Genomic DNA, 19,851 nt, shown 5'->3' on the forward strand with positions numbered 1-19,851 from the left:
TGTGAATAAACTGATACACCGCATTCGCAAGCAAGCCCGCTCCCACATTTGGAATGGTGGTTACTCCTGGATAACGTCGGCACCCTTGGGAATGTCGAACTTGAATTTGGACGCCGGCACAGCTTCGTTGGCCTTGACCCCGGTAAACAGGATATTGGTGCGCTGGCCGACGCTGTCAATCAGTTGCATGTCATTGAGCAAGCCGTTGCGGAACGACAGGCGCAGGTTGTCGAACAGGGTATCTTTGGTCTTCGGCTTGAGGGTGAAATCGATCACACCGCCCGCCTCTTTCGCGCTGATATCGAAGCTCTGGCTGATCTTCGACACGTCACCGGACAGCAGCAGCGCCGGCGTCTGGGTCAGACGCTCGTCGAGCTTCTTGATAGTCGCCTGTTCCAGGTCCGGGTCCCACAGGGTGACCTTCTTGCCGTCGGAAACCATGGTCTGCTCGGCCGGTGCGTTGGTGTGCCAGTAAAACAGGCCTGGACGCTGCAGGGTCATGTTGCCGGTCGTCTCCTGCAATTGGGTGCCGCTGCCGTCGAGGGTCAACTGCGAAAAGTTCGCCGACAGGGTTTTCGATGTTTCGAGCAATTGGGTCAGACGCGCCACGTCCTTTTCATCGGCGTGCGCCGTGAGTGTGGTCAGCGCCAGTACTGGCAACAGCATGCGGATAAGGCGCATGAGAGTCCTCTTGAATATTCGTGGAAGAGCAGGTGGCGCGTCATTGCGCCACCCGAGTCGTAGCGTTTCAGTCGCGTACCGGGCCCGGGGCCAGGACTTCACGCGAACCGTTGGTGTTCATTGAGGTAACGACGCCGGCCATTTCCATCGCCTCGATCATCCGCGCGGCACGGTTGTAGCCGATCTTCAGCTTGCGCTGAACGGCGGAAATCGACGCACGACGGCTTTCGAGGACGAACTGCACCGCTTCGTCATACAGCGCGTCGGCTTCCGGATCATCACCGTCGCCACCACCGCTACTGCCTTCAAAGCCGCTGCCCGCCTCTTCGACACCGTTGAGGATGTCGTCGTTGTATTCCGGCGCGCCGCGCAGTTTCCACGCCTCGACCACGCGGTGAACCTCATCGTCGGAGACGAACGCACCGTGGACCCGGATCGGCAGGCTGGTGCCCGGCGGCATGTAGAGCATGTCACCGTGACCCAGCAGTTGCTCGGCGCCACCCTGATCGATGATGGTTCGCGAGTCGATCTTGCTCGAAACCTGGAACGCCATGCGAGTCGGGATGTTGGCCTTGATCAGACCAGTGATCACGTCGACCGAAGGACGCTGGGTCGCAAGAATCAAGTGAATCCCCGCCGCACGCGCCTTTTGCGCAATACGGGCGATCAGTTCTTCAACCTTCTTGCCGACGATCATCATCATGTCGGCGAATTCGTCGACCACCACGACGATGGTTGGCAGCTTTTGCAGCAGCGGCGCTTCATCGTGAATGCTTTCGCGCTTGTACAGCGGATCGCTCAACGGTTCTCCGGCATCCTGGGCCTCCTTGACCTTGGCGTTGAAGCCGGACAGGTTACGCACGCCCATCTTCGCCATCAGCTTGTAGCGACGCTCCATTTCGGCAACGCTCCAGCGCAGGGCATTGGCAGCGTCTTTCATATCGGTCACAACCGGGCACAGCAGGTGCGGAATGCCTTCGTAGATCGACAGTTCGAGCATCTTCGGGTCGATCATGATCAGCTTGGCGTCTTCCGGGCCGGACTTGAACAGGATCGACAGGATCATTGCGTTCACGCCCACGGATTTACCGGAACCGGTGGTACCGGCCACCAGCAAGTGCGGCATCTTCGCCAGGTCGGTGATGACCGGCTTGCCGCCGATGTCATGACCGAGCGCCAGGGTGACAGGCGATTTGAAGTTGTCGTACTCGGGGGTCGACAGCACCTCGGAGAAACGCACGATCTGGCGGTCTTCGTTGGGGATTTCGATACCGACGGTAGTCTTGCCCGGAATCACCTCGACCACCCGCACACTGGTCACCGCCAGCGAACGTGCGAGGTCCTTGGCCAGGTTGGCAATGCGGCTGACTTTCACGCCTGCAGCCGGCTGGATTTCGTAACGGGTAATCACCGGGCCCGGATGGATCGAATCCACCGTGACCTCGACACCGAACTCCTTGAGCTTGATTTCCAGCAAGTGACCGACCGCTGCCAGCGACTCGGGCGAATAGTTGAGCTGTTTCTTTTCCGCAGGATCAAGAATCGAGATCGGCGGCAACGTGCCTTCCACCGCGCTGTCGACGAACAATGGCGCCTGCTTCTCTTTCTGCACGCGCTTGCTCGGCTCTGGCGCCTTGGCCGGTGCCGGCGCAATGACCGGTGGCACCTGCTTCTCGCGGTCGGACATGTGCTTGCTCAGCGCTTGCTCGCGCTCGATGAGGCGTTCCTTGACCTTGGCCTGCTCGCGCTTGTCGGTGACAGTCGGTGCAACCACATCGTGGACGCGGTCATCGACCTCACGCAATTGCGCGACCAGTTGTTTGCGCTCGGTGCGCGCCGACCACCAGCGGTTGAGCGCCCCCTGGAACAGTTCGAACAGGTCGAGGGTGATCTTGCCGGTGACGTCCATCACCTTGAACCACGACAGATCGGTGAATACGGTCAGACCGAACAGGAACAAAGCGATAAACAGCAGCGTACTGCCCTGAATGTTCAGCGCATTCTTCGCCAGATCGCCAAGGCTTTCGCCCAGGGCCCCGCCAGCGCCGGCCGGCAAACCGGTCGCGGCGTGGAAATGAATGTGCGCCAGCGCAGCACCGGAGAGCACGAGGAATACCAGACCGATCAGGCGCCAGGAAAACAGCCAGCCGCTCCACTGCCACGGTTCATGGCGTTGACGGAAGATCTGATACGCCTTGACCGCCAGCAGCAACGGGAAGATATAGGCGAAGTAGCCGAGCACCATGAACAGGATATCGGCGCTGTACGAGCCGGCCGGGCCGCCGAAGTTCTGCACATCGTCGATCTTGCTGTTATGGCTCCAGCCAGGATCGTCCTTGCCGTAGGTCAGCAAGGCCATCATCAGGAACAGGCACAAGGCGCCAATGGCAATCAATGCACCTTCCTTGAGCCGGTAGTGCAGTTGCTGGCGCCAGAGCGGAACGACTGATTTGGGTGCTTCGGTGGTCTTCTTCAAAACGCTTCTTTTCCTGCGCCCGAGGCGCGTCCATCTATTGAATGACGATAAAAAACTGCCCAGTCCAGGCAGATAGAAAAGGTGAAAAGCTCAACTGAGACTACTTTTAACACTGTGCCACTGGTTTTATAAACACAGCCATAAACACGGTGCGCAACATAAAGTGCGTCACAACCCGGCATTGTACGGGTTTGCGCGTCCGATGCCATGCTTGCGGCCTCGACCTTGAGCATCGCCAAATGCACACGCACTGGGTTGCAATTGGAGCATGCATTGTCTTTTGTGACAAAGGCTTATGAGCTGTAATTGATGAACGTAGCGAAGCTTGCCAGCGCCACCCCACGTAAATGCCCAAAAGGCATCGATACGGTCACGCTTACGACCACGGACGACACATCAAGTTGCAGCTCAATGCGCAACCGCACCAGACATCTGTGCAGGACATCGGCGCCGTTTCGCGGCAAACTCTTTCACGGGCGTGCGCGCCCCTGACCGCCCTCCCCTTCTGCAAGCCTGGATGCCATGCTGACTTGGTTACAACGTACCTCCCTGACCTTTCCGCCACTGGAAAAAGCCATGCGCGAGCCGAACGGATTGCTCGCCGCCGGTGGTGATCTGTCCGCTGATCGCCTGATCCAGGCCTATCGCCATGGTTGCTTCCCCTGGTTTTCCGAGGGCCAGCCGATTCTCTGGTGGTCACCGGACCCACGCACCGTGCTGTTTCCCGACGAGCTGCACGTTTCGCGCAGCCTCGGCAAACTGCTGCGCAAGCAGCGCTACCAGGTGACCTTCGATCAGGATTTCGACGCCGTCATCCGTGCCTGCGCCGCGCCCCGCGACTACGCCGACGGCACCTGGATCACTGAGCCCATGCAAAACGCTTATGTGGAGTTGCATCGGCGTGGTTTCGCTCATTCGGTTGAGGTCTGGGACGATGGACAACTGGTTGGCGGGCTGTATGGCCTGGCGATGGGCCAATTGTTTTTTGGCGAGTCGATGTTCAGCCGCGCTGACAATGCTTCCAAATACGGCTTCGCCACCCTGGTAGCGCATTTGAAAGCCACCGGATTTGTACTGATCGACTGTCAGATGCCGACCGATCACCTGCACAGCCTGGGTGCGCGCTCGATCCCGCGCGGCGAATTCGCCGAGTATCTGCAGCGTCATCTTGATCAACCGAATTCGGCGACCTGGGTTTGCTGAGCGACATTTGCGCAGGTGGCTTACACTTAATCCACCAGCTTATCCCGAGGGTTGATTCATGACCGAGTTGGCGCGTTTGAAGTTCTATGCCACTCAGCCCCATTCCTGCAGTTATCTGCCCGAGGAGCAGGCCACGACGCTGTTCCTCGACCCGAGTCAGCCCATGGATGTGCATGTCTACGCAGACCTGTCGGAAATGGGCTTTCGTCGCAGTGGCGATCATCTGTACCGGCCGCATTGCCAGAACTGCAATGCCTGCGTACCTGCGCGCATTCCTTCCGGGCAGTTCCTCGCCAATCGCCAGCAGAAGCGTATCTACAAACGTAACGCCGATTTGCAGGTGCAACCGGTCAAACCACAATTCAGCGAAGAGTATTTCGACCTCTACCAGCGCTACATCGAACAGCGCCATGCCGACGGCGACATGTACCCGCCGAGCCGTGATCAGTTTTCGACATTCCTGGTGCGTGACCTGCCCTTTTCGCGCTTCTATGAATTCCGGCTCGACGGACGGTTGCTCGCGGTGGCGGTGACCGATCTGCTGCCTAACGGCTTGTCGGCGGTGTACACCTTCTACGAACCGAACGAAGAACGCCGCAGCCTCGGTCGTTACGCGATCCTTTGGCAAATCGCCGAAAGCCAGCGGCTGGGGCTTGAGGCGGTGTACCTGGGTTACTGGATCAAGAACTGCAAAAAGATGAACTACAAGACGCAATATCGGCCCATAGAATTGCTGATCAATCAGCGCTGGGTCGTCCTGAACTAAACCTGCGGCCTAAACCCCTTGGCGTAAACCCCATTTTTCGGGCACAATGCACGCCGCTTTTGCCTGGCGCAGTTGCACCGGGCCATTCATTGGATACCGAGGGCTTTACTGCATGTCGAAAGAAGACAGCTTCGAAATGGAAGGCACTGTCGTCGACACCCTGCCCAACACCATGTTTCGTGTGGAGTTGGAAAATGGGCACGTCGTAACCGCGCATATTTCCGGCAAGATGCGCAAGAACTACATTCGTATTCTTACCGGTGACAAAGTGCGCGTCGAGCTGACGCCCTATGACCTGAGCAAAGGGCGGATCACTTACCGCGCTCGCTAATCAAGTCGATACAGAACGCCCGGGTTATGCCGGGCGTTTTTGTGTCTGCGGTTTGAGGTTTTGGGACTGGCGGTTTCGCACTTACAGCATGCAAATCAAAAGATCGCAGCCTCCGGCTGCTCCAACACAATGAGCGTTCGTCCTTAGGTCGAGTGTCAGCTCGCCTGCTTTTGATCTTGATCCACGGGCGACGTCGGAAGGCTGAGTGGAGGGATTGATCCGGGCGTAGGAGCGCAGCGACCGTACGACGCAGTCGTACACAGCGCAAGGAGGTGCAGCGAAGCAAACCGTAGCCGCTGCGCCCGGATCAGTCCCGGAGCGAAGGAACCCGAGCCTGCGAGGGCCGAACGCAGGAGCTAGCGTTTTGGGTTACCTTTTTGGCGCTTGAAAAAGGTGACTCGCCGTAAGGGCGAAACCGCAATAAGCCCTCCCCGCAGCAACGGATATGCACCCAAAGCCCAAAAACACCTGACAACAAAAAGGCGCCCGAAGGCGCCTTTCCAATCCACATCAAGCCGTCAGGCCATTTCTGCCGTAGTCTCGAAGTCAAACGTCAGCTCACCATCCTTGATGTCGATGTGCACCACACCGCCATGCTCGGCGAGTTCGCCAAACAGAATCTCTTCCGCCAGCGGACGCTTGATCTTGTCCTGGATCAGACGCGCCATCGGACGTGCACCCATCGCCGAGTCGTAACCACCCGCCGCCAGCCAGCTGCGCGCCGCATCGGTCACCTCGAGCAACACACGCTTGTCTTCCAGCTGCGCCTGCAACTCGGTGAGGAACTTGTCCACCACGCTTTTGATGACCTCATGACTGAGGCGACCAAACTGGATAATGGTGTCCAGACGGTTACGGAATTCCGGCGTGAAACTCTTCTTGATCACTTCCATCGCATCGGACGAGTGGTCCTGATGGGTGAAACCGATCGAAGCGCGAGCAGCCGTTTCGGCACCGGCGTTAGTGGTCATGATCACGATCACATTGCGGAAATCCGCCTTGCGCCCGTTGTTGTCGGTCAGCGTACCGTGATCCATGACCTGCAACAGCAGGTTGAAGACTTCCGGATGCGCCTTCTCGATTTCATCTAGCAGCAATACGCAATGCGGCTGCTTGGTGATCGCCTCGGTCAGCAGACCGCCCTGATCAAAACCGACATAGCCCGGAGGCGCACCGATCAGACGCGATACGGTGTGCCGCTCCATGTACTCGGACATGTCGAACCGCACCAGTTCAATGCCCAGCGCCTTGGCCAGCTGTCGCGCGGCCTCGGTTTTACCGACACCGGTAGGCCCGGCGAACAGGAACGAACCGACCGGTTTGTCCGGCGATTTGAGGCCGGCGCGGGACAGCTTGATCGCCGTCGACAGCGAATCAATCGCCGCGTCCTGACCAAACACCGTGAGCTTCAGGTCACGCTCAAGATTACGCAGCAGCTCCTTGTCGGAACTGGTGACGTGTTTTGGCGGAATTCGGGCGATTTTCGCAACGATGTCTTCGACCTGCGGCACTTCGATACGTTTAACGCGCATCTCCACCGGCTGCAGACGCTGGTAGGCGCCCGCCTCGTCGATTACATCGATGGCTTTGTCCGGCATATGCCGATCATTAATGTAGCGCGACGCCAGTTCAGCGGCGGCACGCAACGACTCGTCGCTGTATTCGATATTGTGATGCTGCTCGAAACGGCCTTTCAACCCGCGCAGGATACCGATGGTGTCTTCCACCGACGGCTCCACGACATCGACCTTCTGGAAGCGACGCGCCAGAGCACGGTCTTTCTCGAAGATGCCGCGAAACTCCTGGAACGTGGTCGAGCCGATGCAACGAATGTCGCCAGACGACAGTAGCGGTTTGAGCAGGTTGGACGCGTCCATGACACCACCGGACGCAGCACCCGCACCAATGATGGTATGGATCTCGTCGATGAACAGGATCGCCTGCGGGCGTTTTTTCAGCTCATTGAGCAGCGCCTTGAAGCGCTTCTCGAAATCACCGCGATATTTGGTGCCCGCGAGCAAAGCGCCAAGATCGAGGGAATAAACAACCGCATTGGCCAGCAGATCCGGCACCTGGTTGTCGACGATGCGCTTGGCCAGGCCTTCGGCAATTGCGGTTTTACCCACGCCTGCTTCGCCGACCAGCAGCGGATTGTTCTTGCGCCGGCGCGCGAGGATCTGCGCGACTCGCTCAACTTCCGATTCACGACCGACCAGCGGATCAATGCGACCCTGGCGCGCAAGTTCGTTGAGGTTGCTGGCATAAGCATCCAGAGGATTGCCTGAAGAAGAAGACTCACCGCCCTCGTCGTCCTGCATATCTTGTTCACCTTCAGAGTGATCGCCGTGCCCCGGCACTTTCGAAATGCCATGGGCGATGTAATTGACGACATCAATGCGTGCCACGCTCTGCTGTTTCAGCAGGAACACGGCCTGACTCTCTTGCTCACTGAAGATGGCCACAAGCACGTTGGCGCCGGTCACTTCGCGCTTGCCCGAGCTCTGTACGTGAAAAACAGCACGCTGCAGGACACGCTGGAAGCCCAGGGTAGGCTGGGTTTCGCGATCCTCGTCATGCACGGGGATCAATGGTGTGGTGGAGTCGATGAACTCCTGCAGATCATGCTTGAGTTTGTCGAGGTTTGCGCCGCAGGCACGCAAAACGGTGGCGGCAGCCTCATTATCCAATAGGGCCAGCAGGAGATGTTCGACGGTCATGAACTCATGACGCTTCGAACGAGCCTCCTTGAAGGCAAGATTGAGGGTGACTTCGAGCTCGCGGTTTAACATAGCTTCACCTCATACCCAAGTGGTCGGCGATTAACCGTCCTTCTCGATTTCACAGAGTAGCGGATGCTGGCTTTCCCTGGCGTACTGGTTGACCTGCATGGCCTTTGTCTCGGCGATGTCGCGGGTAAACACTCCACATACTGCCCGTCCTTCTGTATGGACGGCCAGCATGACCTTGGTCGCCAGCTCGCGATTCAGGTTAAAAAACACCTCGAGCACTTCGACGACGAAATCCATCGGTGTGTAGTCATCATTGAACAAAACCACCTTGTACATAGGCGGCGCCTGTAACGCGGGCTTTGCTTCCTGAACAGCAACGCCTGCCGAATCGTCGTCGTGCTCCTGTGGAAGATCCTTTTGGAGAAGCGGGCGATCCTGATTGAATGTTAGTCGAATCTGGCTGATTGCATGCATGGAAAAAAAGGTTCGTCAGTTGTGCGAATACAGTGGTGGGGGCGGTTGCACACGTTTTCAACTACGACTGCCCGGTCACCTTGACTATCGGGAAAACGGTGTTACAACCAATAGAGCCCACAGTGGGTAAAAAAGATCCGCGGAGTCAATTCTTTTATCGAATTCGATTGCGGATGTCGTGGATGATACTCCAGCGATGGAGACTGTTGCAGAGGGATTTGAGCATGGCGGTCGGCAAGGTGAAATGGTTCAACAATGCCAAGGGGTACGGGTTCATCAACGAGGATGGCAAGACAGAAGATCTGTTTGCACATTACTCGGCAATCAAGATGGATGGATACAAGACCCTCAAGGCCGGCCAGGCCGTGAAATTCGATATCATTCAAGGGCCAAAGGGCCTGCATGCGATCGAAATTCACAACGTCGTTGTTGCCGCGTCCGACCCCGCTGTCGGCGTTGCGGCGACAGCTCAAGCGATCAGCTGACTGATTTCCGCCTGAACCCCAGCCATTAAAAAAACCGCCTGAAAAATCAGGCGGTTTTTTTGGTTGTCCGCGCTTTACATATGCGAAATCAACGCATCTCCAAACCCGGAAGACGACACCAGCTTCGCGCCATCCATCAAACGCTCGAAATCATAAGTAACAGTCTTCGCGCCGATCGCACCGTTGGTGCCCTTGATGATCAGGTCTGCAGCTTCTGTCCAGCCCATATGACGCAGCATCATCTCGGCCGAGAGAATCAGCGAACCCGGGTTGACCTGATCCTTGCCGGCGTACTTCGGCGCAGTACCGTGGGTCGCCTCGAACATCGCCACGGTGTCGGACAGGTTGGCGCCCGGCGCAATACCGATACCCCCCACTTCCGCAGCGAGGGCGTCGGACAGGTAGTCGCCGTTGAGATTAAGCGTAGCGATCACATCGTATTCGGCCGGACGCAGCAGGATCTGCTGGAGCATGGCGTCGGCAATAGCGTCCTTCACCACCACGTTCTTGCCGGTTTTCGGGTTCTTGAACTGCATCCACGGACCGCCGTCGAGCAGGGTCGCGCCGAATTCTTCGGCCGCTACTTCGTAAGCCCACTCCTTGAAGGCACCTTCGGTGAACTTCATGATGTTGCCTTTATGCACGATGGTCAGCGAATCGCGGTCGTTATCGACCACATATTGCAGAGCCTTGCGTGCCAGACGCTTGGTGCCTTCGCGCGATACCGGCTTGACGCCTATGCCGCAGTTTTCGTCGAAACGGATCTTGGTAACGCCCATTTCTTCTTTAAGGAATTTGATGACCTTGGTGGCTTCCGGCGAACCGGCCTTCCATTCGATACCGGCGTAAATGTCCTCGGAGTTTTCGCGGAAGATGGTCATGTCGACATCGCCGGGCTTTTTCACCGGGCTCGGCACGCCTTCGAACCAGCGCACCGGACGCAGGCAGACGTACAGGTCGAGTTGCTGACGCAGGGCCACGTTCAGCGAGCGGATGCCACCACCGACCGGGGTGGTCAGCGGACCTTTGATGGAAACCACGTAATCCTTGACGGCGTCGAGGGTTTCCTGCGGCAGCCAGGTGTCCTGATCGTAAACCTGGGTGGCTTTCTCGCCAGCGTAGACTTCCATCCAGGAAATCTTGCGCTTGCCGCCGTAGGCCTTTTCAACAGCAGCATCGACAACCTTGATCATCACCGGACTGATGTCGACACCAATACCGTCACCCTCAATGAAGGGGATGATCGGGTTATCAGGAACATTGAGAGAATGGTCTGCATTGACGGTGATTTTGTCGCCGACGGCCGGAACCTGAATCTTCTTGTAACCCATGCTGAACTCCATTGTTTGGATTGAACACCTGGCTTGCTTCGAGCGTAACCCAGTTGAATCAACACGCAAACCCTATGTTCCGGCGCCGCGCACATCTCGTTTCGTACAAGCCTGAATGCAAAGGGAAAAGCGCCAAACTCCAGCATTCATGACAAGTCTCTGCCCGGCCGCGCCCTGCGACCTTTAGACCAATGGACGAGAATCGTTGCATATGAACCATCGGCAGATTGCCAGCTACCTATGTATAATGCCGCCCGCTGACCACAGGGTCACGACGGCTGGCCTCTCTAGCACGAGACTTTCCGCCTGATTGGTCGGGTTGTTACCGCAGCCTGACTGCTTGACGCTCTACTGATGCACCCAACATCACCGCGAAGAATCTCGACATTCGGTTCATGGATGACTTTGAACGAACGCGCTTACCCGGCGCCCCTCGAGTTTCTGCGCACGCTTTAGCAAAGAAGAGAGAGTTAATCCGAATATGCCCACCCGCTCGAAGATCATCTATACCTTCACCGACGAAGCTCCTGCCCTCGCCACCTATTCCCTGCTGCCGATCATCGAGGCCTACACCGCCTCGGCCGATATCGCCGTGGAAACCCGCGATATCTCTCTTGCAGCACGTATTCTGGCCAGCTTCCCCGAGCAACTGGGCGACAAAGCCGTAGCCGACCACCTCGCCGAACTGGGCGACCTGGCCGTTACGCCTGAAGCCAACATCATCAAGCTGCCGAACATCAGTGCTTCGGTGCCACAACTGCAAGCCGCGATCAAAGAGCTGCAGGCGCAGGGCTACAACCTGCCGGACTATCCGGAAACCGTGACCAGCGATGCCGACAAAGACGCCAAGGCGCGTTACGACAAGGTCAAGGGCAGCGCCGTGAACCCGGTTCTGCGCGAAGGCAACTCCGACCGTCGCGCTCCGCTGTCGGTGAAGAACTATGCGCGCAAGCACCCGCACAAAATGGGCGCCTGGGCCAAAGACTCCAAGTCCCACGTCGCGCACATGAGCACCGGCGATTTCTACGGCAGCGAAAAAGCCGCCCTGATCGACGCCGCTGACGCTGTGAAAATCGAGCTGATCGCCAAGGACGGTACTGCCACCGTTCTGAAAGAAAAAACCACCGTTCAGGCTGGCGAGATCCTGGATTGCGCGGTAATGAGCAAAAATGCTCTGCGCGCATTCATCGCTGCCGAGATCGAAAGCGCCAAGGCCCAGGGCGTGCTGCTCTCGGTGCACTTGAAAGCGACCATGATGAAGGTCTCCGACCCGATCATGTTCGGCCAGATCGTTGCCGAGTTCTATAAGGACGCGCTGACCAAGCACGCTGACGTGCTGAACCAGATCGGCTTTAACCTGAACAACGGCATCGGTGATCTGTACGCACGGATCAAGGCCCTGCCAGCCGAGCAGCAGGCGCAGATCGAAGCGGATATCGCAGCGGTCTACGCGGTTCGTCCGTCGCTGGCGATGGTCAACTCCGACAAAGGCATCACCAACCTGCACGTGCCGAGCGACGTTATCGTCGACGCCTCGATGCCAGCGATGATCCGTGATTCGGGCAAGATGTGGGGCACCGACGGTCAACTGCACGACACCAAGGCTGTGATCCCGGATCGTTGCTACGCCACCATCTACCAAGCGGTGATCGAAGATTGCAAAGCCAACGGCGCTTTCGACCCGACCACCATGGGCAGCGTGCCGAACGTCGGCCTGATGGCGAAGAAAGCCGAAGAGTACGGCTCGCACGACAAGACCTTCCAGATCAAGGCTGACGGCGTGGTTCGCGTGACCGACAGCAAAGGCAAGCTGCTGATGGAACAGGCTGTTGAAGCCGGCGACATCTTCCGCATGTGCCAGACCAAAGACGCGCCGATCCAGGACTGGGTCAAACTGGCCGTCAACCGCGCTCGCGCGAGCAGCACTCCGGCAATTTTCTGGCTCGACCCGATGCGCGCTCACGACGGCGTGGTGATCGAGAAGGTTCAGGCTTACCTGAAGGATCACGACACCGCCGGTCTGGACATCCAGATCATGGCGCCGGTCGATGCAATGAAATACACCCTGCAGCGCACTCGCGAAGGCAAGGACACCATTTCGGTGACTGGCAACGTACTGCGTGACTACCTGACCGACCTGTTCCCGATCATGGAACTGGGCACCAGCGCCAAGATGCTGTCGATCGTGCCGCTGATGAATGGCGGCGGTCTGTTCGAAACCGGCGCTGGCGGTTCGGCTCCGAAGCACGTGCAGCAACTGGTTGAAGAGAACTTCCTGCGCTGGGATTCGCTGGGCGAGTTCCTCGCTCTGGCCGCTTCCCTTGAGCATTTGGGTGTGAACTACAACAACCCGAAAGCACTGGTGCTGTCGAAAACCCTGGACCAGGCTACTGGCCAGTTCCTCGACAACAACAAGTCGCCATCTCGCAAAGTCGGCAACATCGACAACCGCGGCAGCCACTTCTACCTGGCGATGTACTGGGCTCAGGCCCTGGCCGCCCAGACTGAAGACGCCGCACTGCAAGCGCAGTTCGCGACTCTGGCTAAAACCCTGACCGAGAACGAAGCAACCATCGTTGCCGAGCTCAACGCCGTTCAGGGCAAGCCAGTCGACATCGGCGGTTACTACCACGCCGACGCCGAGCTGATCAGCAAGGCCATGCGCCCAAGCGCAACCTTCAACGCGGCGATTGCTGCGCTGGTTTAAGGTTGTAATGCGGTAAACAAACCCCGGCCCTGTGCCGGGGTTTGTGTTTGTGCCTCACATCCATTTACCTTTGAAATACAGATCGATGTAGGAGCGGGCTTGCTCGCGAATGCGGTTTATCATTCAACCTCTTCGGTGACTGACCCGTCGCTTCGCGAGCAAGCCCGCTCCCACATCGATTTCATTACGTTTTCAAAATTGAGGATGACTTATGGAATGGCTCCCCCACATCACCGTCGCCACGATCGTCGAGGACAATGGCCGTTTCCTGATGGTCGAAGAGCACAAAGGCGGGCGTAATGTGCTCAACCAGCCCGCCGGGCATCTCGATCCGGATGAAACGCTGATCGACGCTGCCATTCGCGAAACCCTCGAAGAAACCGGCTGGGACGTCGAACCCACCGGGGTGATCGGCATTTATCTGTACACCGCGCCGAGCAATGGCGTGACTTACCAGCGCGTATGCTTCAGCGCCAAAGCGGTGCAGCACCATCCGGATTACCCGCTAGACGACGGCATCGTCGGCGCCAAGTGGCTGACCCGCGAGGAATTAATCGCCCAGCGCGCCAACTGGCGCAGCGAGCTGATCATCCGCTGCATCGACGATTATCTGGCCGGCCATCACTTCAGCCTCGAACTGATCCGCCCTTCTCTTTAGCCTTGCGGCTGCGAGCCTGCTAGAATCGCGCCCTTTTCCAAGACACTCATTGAATCCCTATGCGTGATCCAGCCCCTTCTGATACATCCAAGAAGCGCGTCATTGTCGGCATGTCCGGCGGCGTGGACTCTTCCGTTTCTGCCCTTCTGCTGATCGAGCAGGGTTATGAAGTGGAAGGCCTGTTCATGAAGAACTGGGAAGAAGACGACGGAACGGAATACTGCACCGCCATGGACGACCTGGCGGATGCTCAGGCTGTCTGCGACAAGATCGGCATAAAACTGCACACCGCCAACTTCGCTGCCGAGTACTGGGACAACGTGTTCGAGCACTTCCTGGCCGAATACAAGGCCGGACGCACGCCGAACCCGGACATCCTGTGCAACCGCGAGATCAAGTTCAAGGCGTTCCTCGACTACGCGATGATGCTGGGCGCCGACCTGATCGCCACCGGCCATTACGTGCGCCGCCGCGACATCGATGGCCGCACCGAACTGCTCAAGGGCCTCGATCCGAACAAGGATCAGAGCTACTTCCTGCACGCCGTCGGCGGCGAACAGATTGCCAAGACCCTGTTCCCGGTCGGCGAACTGGAAAAGCCTGAAGTCCGCGCGATTGCCGAGAAATACGAACTGGCGACCGCCAAGAAGAAGGATTCCACCGGAATCTGCTTCATCGGTGAGCGGCGCTTCAGCGACTTCCTCAAGCAATACCTGCCGGCGCAACCGGGTGAGATCAAAACCACCGAAGGCGAAGTCATCGGCCGTCACCACGGCTTGATGTACCACACCATCGGCCAGCGCCAGGGCCTTGGCATCGGCGGTTTGAAAGATGCCGGCGATGAGCCTTGGTACGTGCTGCGCAAGGATCTGGAAACCAACGAGCTGATCGTCGGCCAAGGCAACAACCATCCGTGGCTGTTCTCCGACGCCCTGCTCGCTTCGGACATCTACTGGGTCAACCCGATCGACCTGAGCCAACCGCTGCGCCTGACGGCGAAAGTGCGTTATCGCCAGAGCGATCAGGCCTGCACCCTGGAAAAGACCGCCAGCGGTTATCGCGCCGTGTTCGACGAACCGCAACGCGCGGTGACGCCGGGCCAATCGGTGGTGTTCTATGACGGCGAGATCTGCCTCGGCGGTGGTGTGATTGAAGTGGCAGAGCCGTGGAGCGGCCAGGCATGAGCCCGACTCAGGAGCAACTGACGGCGCTGGGTGGTGTGTTTCTCGCCGCCGTGCTGGTCGACCGCATCGCCAAGACCGGCCAGACCAACGAGGCCGGCCTGAGCTGCATGCTCGGCAGCCTGCTGGTGCGTGATCCGAAAGATACCCTCGATGTGTACGGCGGCGATGACATCAATCTGCGCGAGGGTTACCGCGCATTGATTGGCGCCCTGGAGCGCGATCCGAGCACCTTGCAGCGCGAGCCATTGCGCTACGCCTTGTCGATGCTGGGTCTGGAGCGGCAACTGGCCAAGCGTGACGACATGCTCGAAACGATCGCCAAACGCCTGCCGCAGATCCAGGCGCAGGTGGAGCACTTCGGCCCGGCCCACGAAAACGTCGTGGCCGCTTGCGGTGCGCTGTATCAGGACACCTTGAGCACCCTGCGCCAGCGCATTCAGGTGCATGGCGACATGCGCAACTTGCAGCAACCAAGCAACGCTTCGAAGATTCGCGCCCTGCTGCTGGCCGGGATTCGTTCGGCACGCCTGTGGCGACAACTCGGCGGCCACCGCTGGCAGCTGGTGATCAGCCGCCGCAAGCTGCTCAAAGAGCTTTATCCGTTGATGCGCAGCGAGTAAACGTCGCGTGATGAAGGCTTTATAGTCTGTAACGCGTAATACGCCGGTCAGTTGGCGACGGACCGGCGGATTTTTTCATGTATGATACGCGCCCCATTTCGTTGCCCGACTGTCCGAGAACACCCCATGCAGCTCTCTTCGCTCACTGCGGTTTCCCCTGTTGACGGCCGCTACGCCGGCAAAACCCAGGCCCTGCGCCCGATTTTCAGCGAGTACGGCCTGATCCGTGCCCGCGTTCTGGTTGAAGTGCGCTGGCTCCAGCGCCTGGCCGCCCACGCTGGCATCCCTGAAGTGCCGGCCTTCTCCGCCGAGGCCAACGCCGTTCTCAACGAACTGGCTGAAAACTTCTCGCTGGAGCACGCCGAGCGCGTCAAAGAGATCGAGCGCACCACCAACCACGACGTCAAAGCGATCGAATACCTGCTCAAAGAGCAGGCGGCCAAGCTGCCGGAGCTGGCCAAGGTCAGCGAATTCATCCACTTTGCCTGCACCAGCGAAGACATCAACAACCTGTCGCACGCGCTGATGCTGCGCGAAGGCCGTGACGATGTGATGCTGCCGCTGATGCGCCAGACCGCCAACGCCATCCGCGAACTGGCCATCCGTTTCGCCGACGTGCCGATGCTGTCGCGCACCCACGGTCAGCCGGCTTCGCCGACCACTCTGGGTAAAGAGCTGGCGAACGTGGTTTACCGCCTCGAGCGCCAGATCGCTCAGGTCGCTGCGGTGCCACTGCTGGGCAAGATCAACGGCGCCGTCGGCAACTACAACGCGCACCTGTCGGCCTACCCGCAGATCGACTGGGAAGCCAATGCCCGCGCCTTCATCGAAGACGAGCTGGGTCTGGGCTTCAACCCGTACACCACGCAGATTGAACCGCACGATTACATCGCCGAGCTGTTCGACGCGATCGCGCGTTTCAACACCATCCTGATCGACTTCGACCGTGACATCTGGGGCTACATTTCCCTGGGTTATTTCAAGCAGCGCACCATCGCTGGCGAAATCGGTTCGTCGACCATGCCGCACAAGGTCAACCCGATCGACTTCGAAAACTCCGAAGGCAACCTGGGCATCGCCAACGCACTGTTCCAGCATCTGGCGAGCAAACTGCCGATCTCCCGCTGGCAGCGCGACCTGACCGACTCCACCGTACTGCGCAACCTCGGTGTCGGCTTCGCCCACAGCGTGATCGCTTACGAAGCCAGCCTCAAAGGCATCAGCAAACTCGAACTCAACGAGCAGAAGATTGCCGCTGACCTCGACGCGTGCTGGGAAGTCCTGGCCGAGCCGATCCAGACCGTGATGCGCCGCTACAACATCGAAAACCCGTACGAAAAGCTGAAAGAACTGACCCGTGGCAAGGGCATCAGCCCTGAAGCGTTGCAGACTTTCATCGATGGTCTGGACATGCCAGCCGAAGCCAAAGCCGAGCTCAAGCAACTGACGCCGGCCAACTACATCGGCAACGCTGTGGCACAAGCCAAACGCATCTGATCGACCGTTTGCCCCGTTTGAGACGCCCGGCCGCGCCGGGCGTTTTTATTCCCGTCTGAAAAAGCACTTTTTTCAATAGGTTACATATGAATTCCGATATTCCTCTTCAACTTCTGGGCGGCCTCACAGCACGCGAATTCCTGCGCGACTACTGGCAGAAAAAACCGCTGCTGATCCGTCAGGCGATTCCTGACTTCGAAAGCCCGATCGACGCCGACGAACTGGCTGGCCTGGCCCTTGAAGAAGAAGTCGAATCGCGTCTGGTCATCGAACACGGCGAGCGCCCGTGGGAACTGCGTCGCGGCCCGTTCGCCGAAGACGAGTTCAGCAAACTGCCGGAGAAAGAGTGGACTCTGCTGGTGCAGGCGGTGGATCAGTTCGTGCCGGAAGTCAGCGAACTGCTGGAAAACTTCCGCTTTCTGCCGAGCTGGCGCGTCGACGACGTGATGATCAGCTTCGCCGCACCGGGCGGCAGCGTCGGCCCGCATTTCGACAACTACGACGTCTTCCTGCTGCAGGGCCACGGCAAGCGCAACTGGAAAATCGGCCAGATGTGCGACTCCGAGAGCCCGTTGCTGCAACACGCAGATTTGCGCATCCTCGCCGAATTCCATGAGACCGAAGAATGGGTGCTGGAGCCGGGCGACATGCTCTACCTGCCGCCGCGTCTGGCCCATTGCGGTGTCGCAGTCGATAACTGCATGACCTACTCGGTCGGCTTCCGTGCGCCGAGCGCCGCTGAAGTGCTGACCCACTTCACCGACTTCCTCAGCCAGTTCCTGACTGACGAAGAGCGCTATACCGATGCCGACGCCAAGCCGGCGGTCGACCCGCACCAGATTCAACACGATGCGCTGGATCGCCTGAAAAGCCTGCTCGCCGAGCACATGAGCGACGAGCGTCTGCTGCTGACCTGGTTCGGCCAGTACATGACCGAGCCGCGCTACCCGGAACTGGTGGTCGGCCCGGAAGACGTCGAAGAAGAAGACTTCCTCGCCGCCCTGCAGGACGGCGCCGTGCTGATCCGCAACCCGAGCGCGCGTCTGGCCTGGTCGGAAGTCGATGATGACCTGCTGCTGTTCGCCAGCGGCCAGAGCCGTTATTTGCCGGGCAAGCTGCGCGAGCTGCTGAAGCTGATCTGCGCCGCTGACGCTCTGCACGCTGACAACCTCGGCGAGTGGCTGACCGATGAAGACGGGCGCAGCCTGCTCTGCGAACTGGTCAAGCAAGGAAGCCTGGGGTTCGCCGATGAATAAAATTCGCGTTCGTGTCGCAGACTGGCAGAAGGATATCGCCGAGATCCGGCGCATTCGTGAAACGGTGTTCATCGCCGAACAATCGGTGCCACCCGAGCTTGAGTGGGACGCCGATGACGCGACCGCCGTGCACTTCCTGGCGTTCGAAGGCGACTTCCCGATTGGCACGGCACGACTGCTGCCCGATGGGCACATCGGGCGGGTCTCGGTGCTGAAAGACTGGCGCGGAATGAAGGTCGGTGATGCGTTGATGCAAGCGGTCATCGCCGAAGCTGAAGCGCGCGGCTTGAAGCAGCAAATGCTCAGCGCACAGGTGCAGGCCACGGCGTTTTACGAGCGTTTGGGTTTCAGCCTGGTCAGCGAGGAATTCCTCGAGGCCGGGATCCCGCATGTCGACATGGTTCGGCATTCGGCCTGAGCCCCGCCCTGATCGTTCCCATGCTCTGCGTGGGAATGCCTCTCGGGACGCTCCGCGTCCCTTGCGGCATGTGACGCAGAGCGTCACTGGCTGCATTCCCACGCAGAGCGTGGGAACGATCACGCCCCGCCATCCACCGATGCCGGGGCGTTTTGCTGTCTACGATTCAACTTGCCCCACCCCGGGCCGACAAACTGGCAATATCAAGCCTTTCGAACGCGGAGATAACGGACATGTCCCTACGCACCCTGCTCACCACCCTGCTGCTCGGCTGCAGCTTTTCGGTGCTGGCAGCCACAGAAATCGTCCCCCTCAAGTACCACACCAGCGCCGACATGCTGCCGGTCGCGCAGGACTTCATCGGCCAGGACGGTCAGGTCAGCGCTTACGGCAACCAACTGATCGTCAAAGCCGAGCCGGGCAAGATTCAGGAGCTGAAGGACCTGCTGGCGCAACTCGACACTGCGCCCAAGCGCTTGCTGATCACCGTCGATACCAATGAAAACAATGGCCGTGGCGACGAAGGTTATGCGGTCAACGGCGCCCAGCCGAGTCAGACCCGGATCATCAGCCGCAGCACCACCAGCCGTAACGGCGGCGTCCAGCAAGTGCAGACCAGTGAAGGTACGCCGGCGCTGATTCAGGTCGGCCAGAGCGTACCGATCACCAACACGCAAAGCGATTCCTACGGCGGTTACAGCAGCGAGACTCAATACCGCAACGTCACCCAGGGTTTCTATGTCACCGCCAGCGTCACTGGCGAAACCGTTCATCTGGCGATCAGTACCAACCGTGACCGCATGAGCCAGGAACGTCCCGATGTAGTGAACGTGCAAAGCACCGACACAACCGTCACCGGACGCCTCGGCGAATGGATCACTCTGGCAGGTGTCAACAGCCAGACACAGGCCGATAAACAAGGCCTGACCCGCAGCTACTCGACTCAAGGCCGCGATGACATGACCTTGCGGGTGAAAGTCGACACGCTGGACTAAAGCACCGAAAACTGACTGATTAGTCGTATTAGACGAAAGA

General features: G+C 58.8%; 17 protein-coding genes. 12 read left to right on the top strand and 5 right to left on the bottom strand.

The features are described 5' to 3' along the window. Positions 1–60: 60 nt before the first annotated feature. Both lolA and CXF97_RS14505 read right to left on the bottom strand, forming a co-directional pair. Entirely contained in the window at positions 61–681 is a 621-nt protein-coding gene (lolA, locus tag CXF97_RS14500) for an outer membrane lipoprotein chaperone LolA (protein ID WP_056788905.1), read from the bottom strand. 67 nt (positions 682–748) lie between these two features. Continuing rightward, the gene (locus CXF97_RS14505) at positions 749–3,157 is read right to left on the bottom strand and encodes a DNA translocase FtsK (protein ID WP_101159098.1); all 2,409 of its coding nucleotides are present in this window, start codon (positions 3,155–3,157) and stop codon (positions 749–751) included. A gap of 522 nt (positions 3,158–3,679) precedes the next feature. Between CXF97_RS14505 and aat the strand changes: the two genes are divergently transcribed. The 3 genes from aat (at position 3,680) to infA (ending at position 5,457) form a co-directional block, all read left to right on the top strand. Then, on the top strand, positions 3,680–4,360 hold the full coding sequence (aat, locus tag CXF97_RS14510; RefSeq protein WP_101159099.1) for a leucyl/phenylalanyl-tRNA--protein transferase: 681 nt from the start codon (positions 3,680–3,682) through the stop codon (positions 4,358–4,360). A 58-nt stretch (positions 4,361–4,418) separates the two neighbouring features. Continuing rightward, the gene (locus CXF97_RS14515) at positions 4,419–5,126 is read left to right on the top strand and encodes an arginyltransferase (RefSeq protein WP_101159100.1); all 708 of its coding nucleotides are present in this window, start codon (positions 4,419–4,421) and stop codon (positions 5,124–5,126) included. 112 nt (positions 5,127–5,238) lie between these two features. Continuing rightward, positions 5,239–5,457, top strand: a complete 219-nt coding sequence (gene infA / locus CXF97_RS14520) for a translation initiation factor IF-1 (RefSeq protein ID WP_002553999.1) — start codon at positions 5,239–5,241, stop codon at positions 5,455–5,457. A gap of 518 nt (positions 5,458–5,975) precedes the next feature. Here infA and clpA read toward each other — a convergent pair. Both clpA and clpS read right to left on the bottom strand, forming a co-directional pair. Continuing rightward, a complete protein-coding gene (gene clpA / locus CXF97_RS14525) occupies positions 5,976–8,246 on the bottom strand; it encodes an ATP-dependent Clp protease ATP-binding subunit ClpA (protein WP_016775266.1) in 2,271 nt (756 codons plus the stop codon). Between the two features lie 30 nt (positions 8,247–8,276). Beyond that, complete coding sequence (gene clpS / locus CXF97_RS14530; protein WP_011334948.1) at positions 8,277–8,660, bottom strand: ATP-dependent Clp protease adapter ClpS; 384 nt, start codon at positions 8,658–8,660, stop codon at positions 8,277–8,279. 224 nt (positions 8,661–8,884) lie between these two features. Between clpS and cspD the strand changes: the two genes are divergently transcribed. Next, the gene (cspD, locus tag CXF97_RS14535; RefSeq protein ID WP_101159101.1) at positions 8,885–9,145 is read left to right on the top strand and encodes a cold shock domain-containing protein CspD; all 261 of its coding nucleotides are present in this window, start codon (positions 8,885–8,887) and stop codon (positions 9,143–9,145) included. Between the two features lie 74 nt (positions 9,146–9,219). Here the strand turns inward: cspD and icd are convergent, their stop codons facing one another. Next, complete coding sequence (gene icd / locus CXF97_RS14540) at positions 9,220–10,476, bottom strand: NADP-dependent isocitrate dehydrogenase (protein WP_024013414.1); 1,257 nt, start codon at positions 10,474–10,476, stop codon at positions 9,220–9,222. Positions 10,477–10,957: 481 nt separating this feature from the next. On the opposite strand from icd, the gene CXF97_RS14545 reads away from it, so the two are divergent. The 8 genes from CXF97_RS14545 to CXF97_RS14580 all read left to right on the top strand — a co-directional run bounded on the left by CXF97_RS14545 (position 10,958) and on the right by CXF97_RS14580 (position 19,811). Then, positions 10,958–13,183, top strand: a complete 2,226-nt coding sequence (locus tag CXF97_RS14545; RefSeq protein WP_101159102.1) for an NADP-dependent isocitrate dehydrogenase — start codon at positions 10,958–10,960, stop codon at positions 13,181–13,183. 211 nt (positions 13,184–13,394) lie between these two features. Next, positions 13,395–13,841: an NUDIX hydrolase gene (locus CXF97_RS14550; protein WP_101159103.1), complete on the top strand. Its 447-nt coding sequence runs from the start codon at positions 13,395–13,397 to the stop codon at positions 13,839–13,841. Positions 13,842–13,900: 59 nt separating this feature from the next. Further along, the gene (mnmA, locus tag CXF97_RS14555) at positions 13,901–15,025 is read left to right on the top strand and encodes a tRNA 2-thiouridine(34) synthase MnmA (RefSeq protein WP_101159104.1); all 1,125 of its coding nucleotides are present in this window, start codon (positions 13,901–13,903) and stop codon (positions 15,023–15,025) included. Next, complete coding sequence (gene hflD / locus CXF97_RS14560; protein ID WP_016775273.1) at positions 15,022–15,645, top strand: high frequency lysogenization protein HflD; 624 nt, start codon at positions 15,022–15,024, stop codon at positions 15,643–15,645. Before mnmA ends, hflD begins: the two co-directional genes overlap by 4 nt. A gap of 126 nt (positions 15,646–15,771) precedes the next feature. Then, entirely contained in the window at positions 15,772–17,142 is a 1,371-nt protein-coding gene (gene purB, locus CXF97_RS14565) for an adenylosuccinate lyase (protein ID WP_003223822.1), read from the top strand. 86 nt (positions 17,143–17,228) lie between these two features. After that, a complete protein-coding gene (locus CXF97_RS14570) occupies positions 17,229–18,398 on the top strand; it encodes a cupin domain-containing protein (protein WP_101159105.1) in 1,170 nt (389 codons plus the stop codon). Next, positions 18,391–18,816: a GNAT family N-acetyltransferase gene (locus CXF97_RS14575; protein ID WP_025108996.1), complete on the top strand. Its 426-nt coding sequence runs from the start codon at positions 18,391–18,393 to the stop codon at positions 18,814–18,816. Before CXF97_RS14570 ends, CXF97_RS14575 begins: the two co-directional genes overlap by 8 nt. A gap of 233 nt (positions 18,817–19,049) precedes the next feature. Continuing rightward, on the top strand, positions 19,050–19,811 hold the full coding sequence (locus CXF97_RS14580; protein WP_073471299.1) for a secretin N-terminal domain-containing protein: 762 nt from the start codon (positions 19,050–19,052) through the stop codon (positions 19,809–19,811). Positions 19,812–19,851: the final 40 nt, after the last annotated feature.

The organism is Pseudomonas sp. Choline-02u-1, from assembly GCF_002836515.1.
GTDB lineage: Bacteria > Pseudomonadota > Gammaproteobacteria > Pseudomonadales > Pseudomonadaceae > Aquipseudomonas.

What these genes read in the sequence shown, in the direction of transcription:
- CXF97_RS14550 (WP_101159103.1), top strand. Translation starts at nt 13,395, where the DNA reads ATGGAATGGCTCCCCCACATCACCGTCGCCACGATCGTCGAGGACAAT.
- cspD (WP_101159101.1), top strand. Translation starts at nt 8,885, where the DNA reads ATGGCGGTCGGCAAGGTGAAATGGTTCAACAATGCCAAGGGGTACGGG.
- hflD (WP_016775273.1), top strand. Translation starts at nt 15,022, where the DNA reads ATGAGCCCGACTCAGGAGCAACTGACGGCGCTGGGTGGTGTGTTTCTC.
- CXF97_RS14580 (WP_073471299.1), top strand. Translation starts at nt 19,050, where the DNA reads ATGTCCCTACGCACCCTGCTCACCACCCTGCTGCTCGGCTGCAGCTTT.
- aat (WP_101159099.1), top strand. Translation starts at nt 3,680, where the DNA reads ATGCTGACTTGGTTACAACGTACCTCCCTGACCTTTCCGCCACTGGAA.
- CXF97_RS14545 (WP_101159102.1), top strand. Translation starts at nt 10,958, where the DNA reads ATGCCCACCCGCTCGAAGATCATCTATACCTTCACCGACGAAGCTCCT.
- mnmA (WP_101159104.1), top strand. Translation starts at nt 13,901, where the DNA reads ATGCGTGATCCAGCCCCTTCTGATACATCCAAGAAGCGCGTCATTGTC.
- purB (WP_003223822.1), top strand. Translation starts at nt 15,772, where the DNA reads ATGCAGCTCTCTTCGCTCACTGCGGTTTCCCCTGTTGACGGCCGCTAC.
- CXF97_RS14515 (WP_101159100.1), top strand. Translation starts at nt 4,419, where the DNA reads ATGACCGAGTTGGCGCGTTTGAAGTTCTATGCCACTCAGCCCCATTCC.
- clpA (WP_016775266.1), bottom strand. Translation starts at nt 8,246, where the DNA reads ATGTTAAACCGCGAGCTCGAAGTCACCCTCAATCTTGCCTTCAAGGAG.
- CXF97_RS14575 (WP_025108996.1), top strand. Translation starts at nt 18,391, where the DNA reads ATGAATAAAATTCGCGTTCGTGTCGCAGACTGGCAGAAGGATATCGCC.
- icd (WP_024013414.1), bottom strand. Translation starts at nt 10,476, where the DNA reads ATGGGTTACAAGAAGATTCAGGTTCCGGCCGTCGGCGACAAAATCACC.
- infA (WP_002553999.1), top strand. Translation starts at nt 5,239, where the DNA reads ATGTCGAAAGAAGACAGCTTCGAAATGGAAGGCACTGTCGTCGACACC.
- CXF97_RS14570 (WP_101159105.1), top strand. Translation starts at nt 17,229, where the DNA reads ATGAATTCCGATATTCCTCTTCAACTTCTGGGCGGCCTCACAGCACGC.
- lolA (WP_056788905.1), bottom strand. Translation starts at nt 681, where the DNA reads ATGCGCCTTATCCGCATGCTGTTGCCAGTACTGGCGCTGACCACACTC.
- clpS (WP_011334948.1), bottom strand. Translation starts at nt 8,660, where the DNA reads ATGCATGCAATCAGCCAGATTCGACTAACATTCAATCAGGATCGCCCG.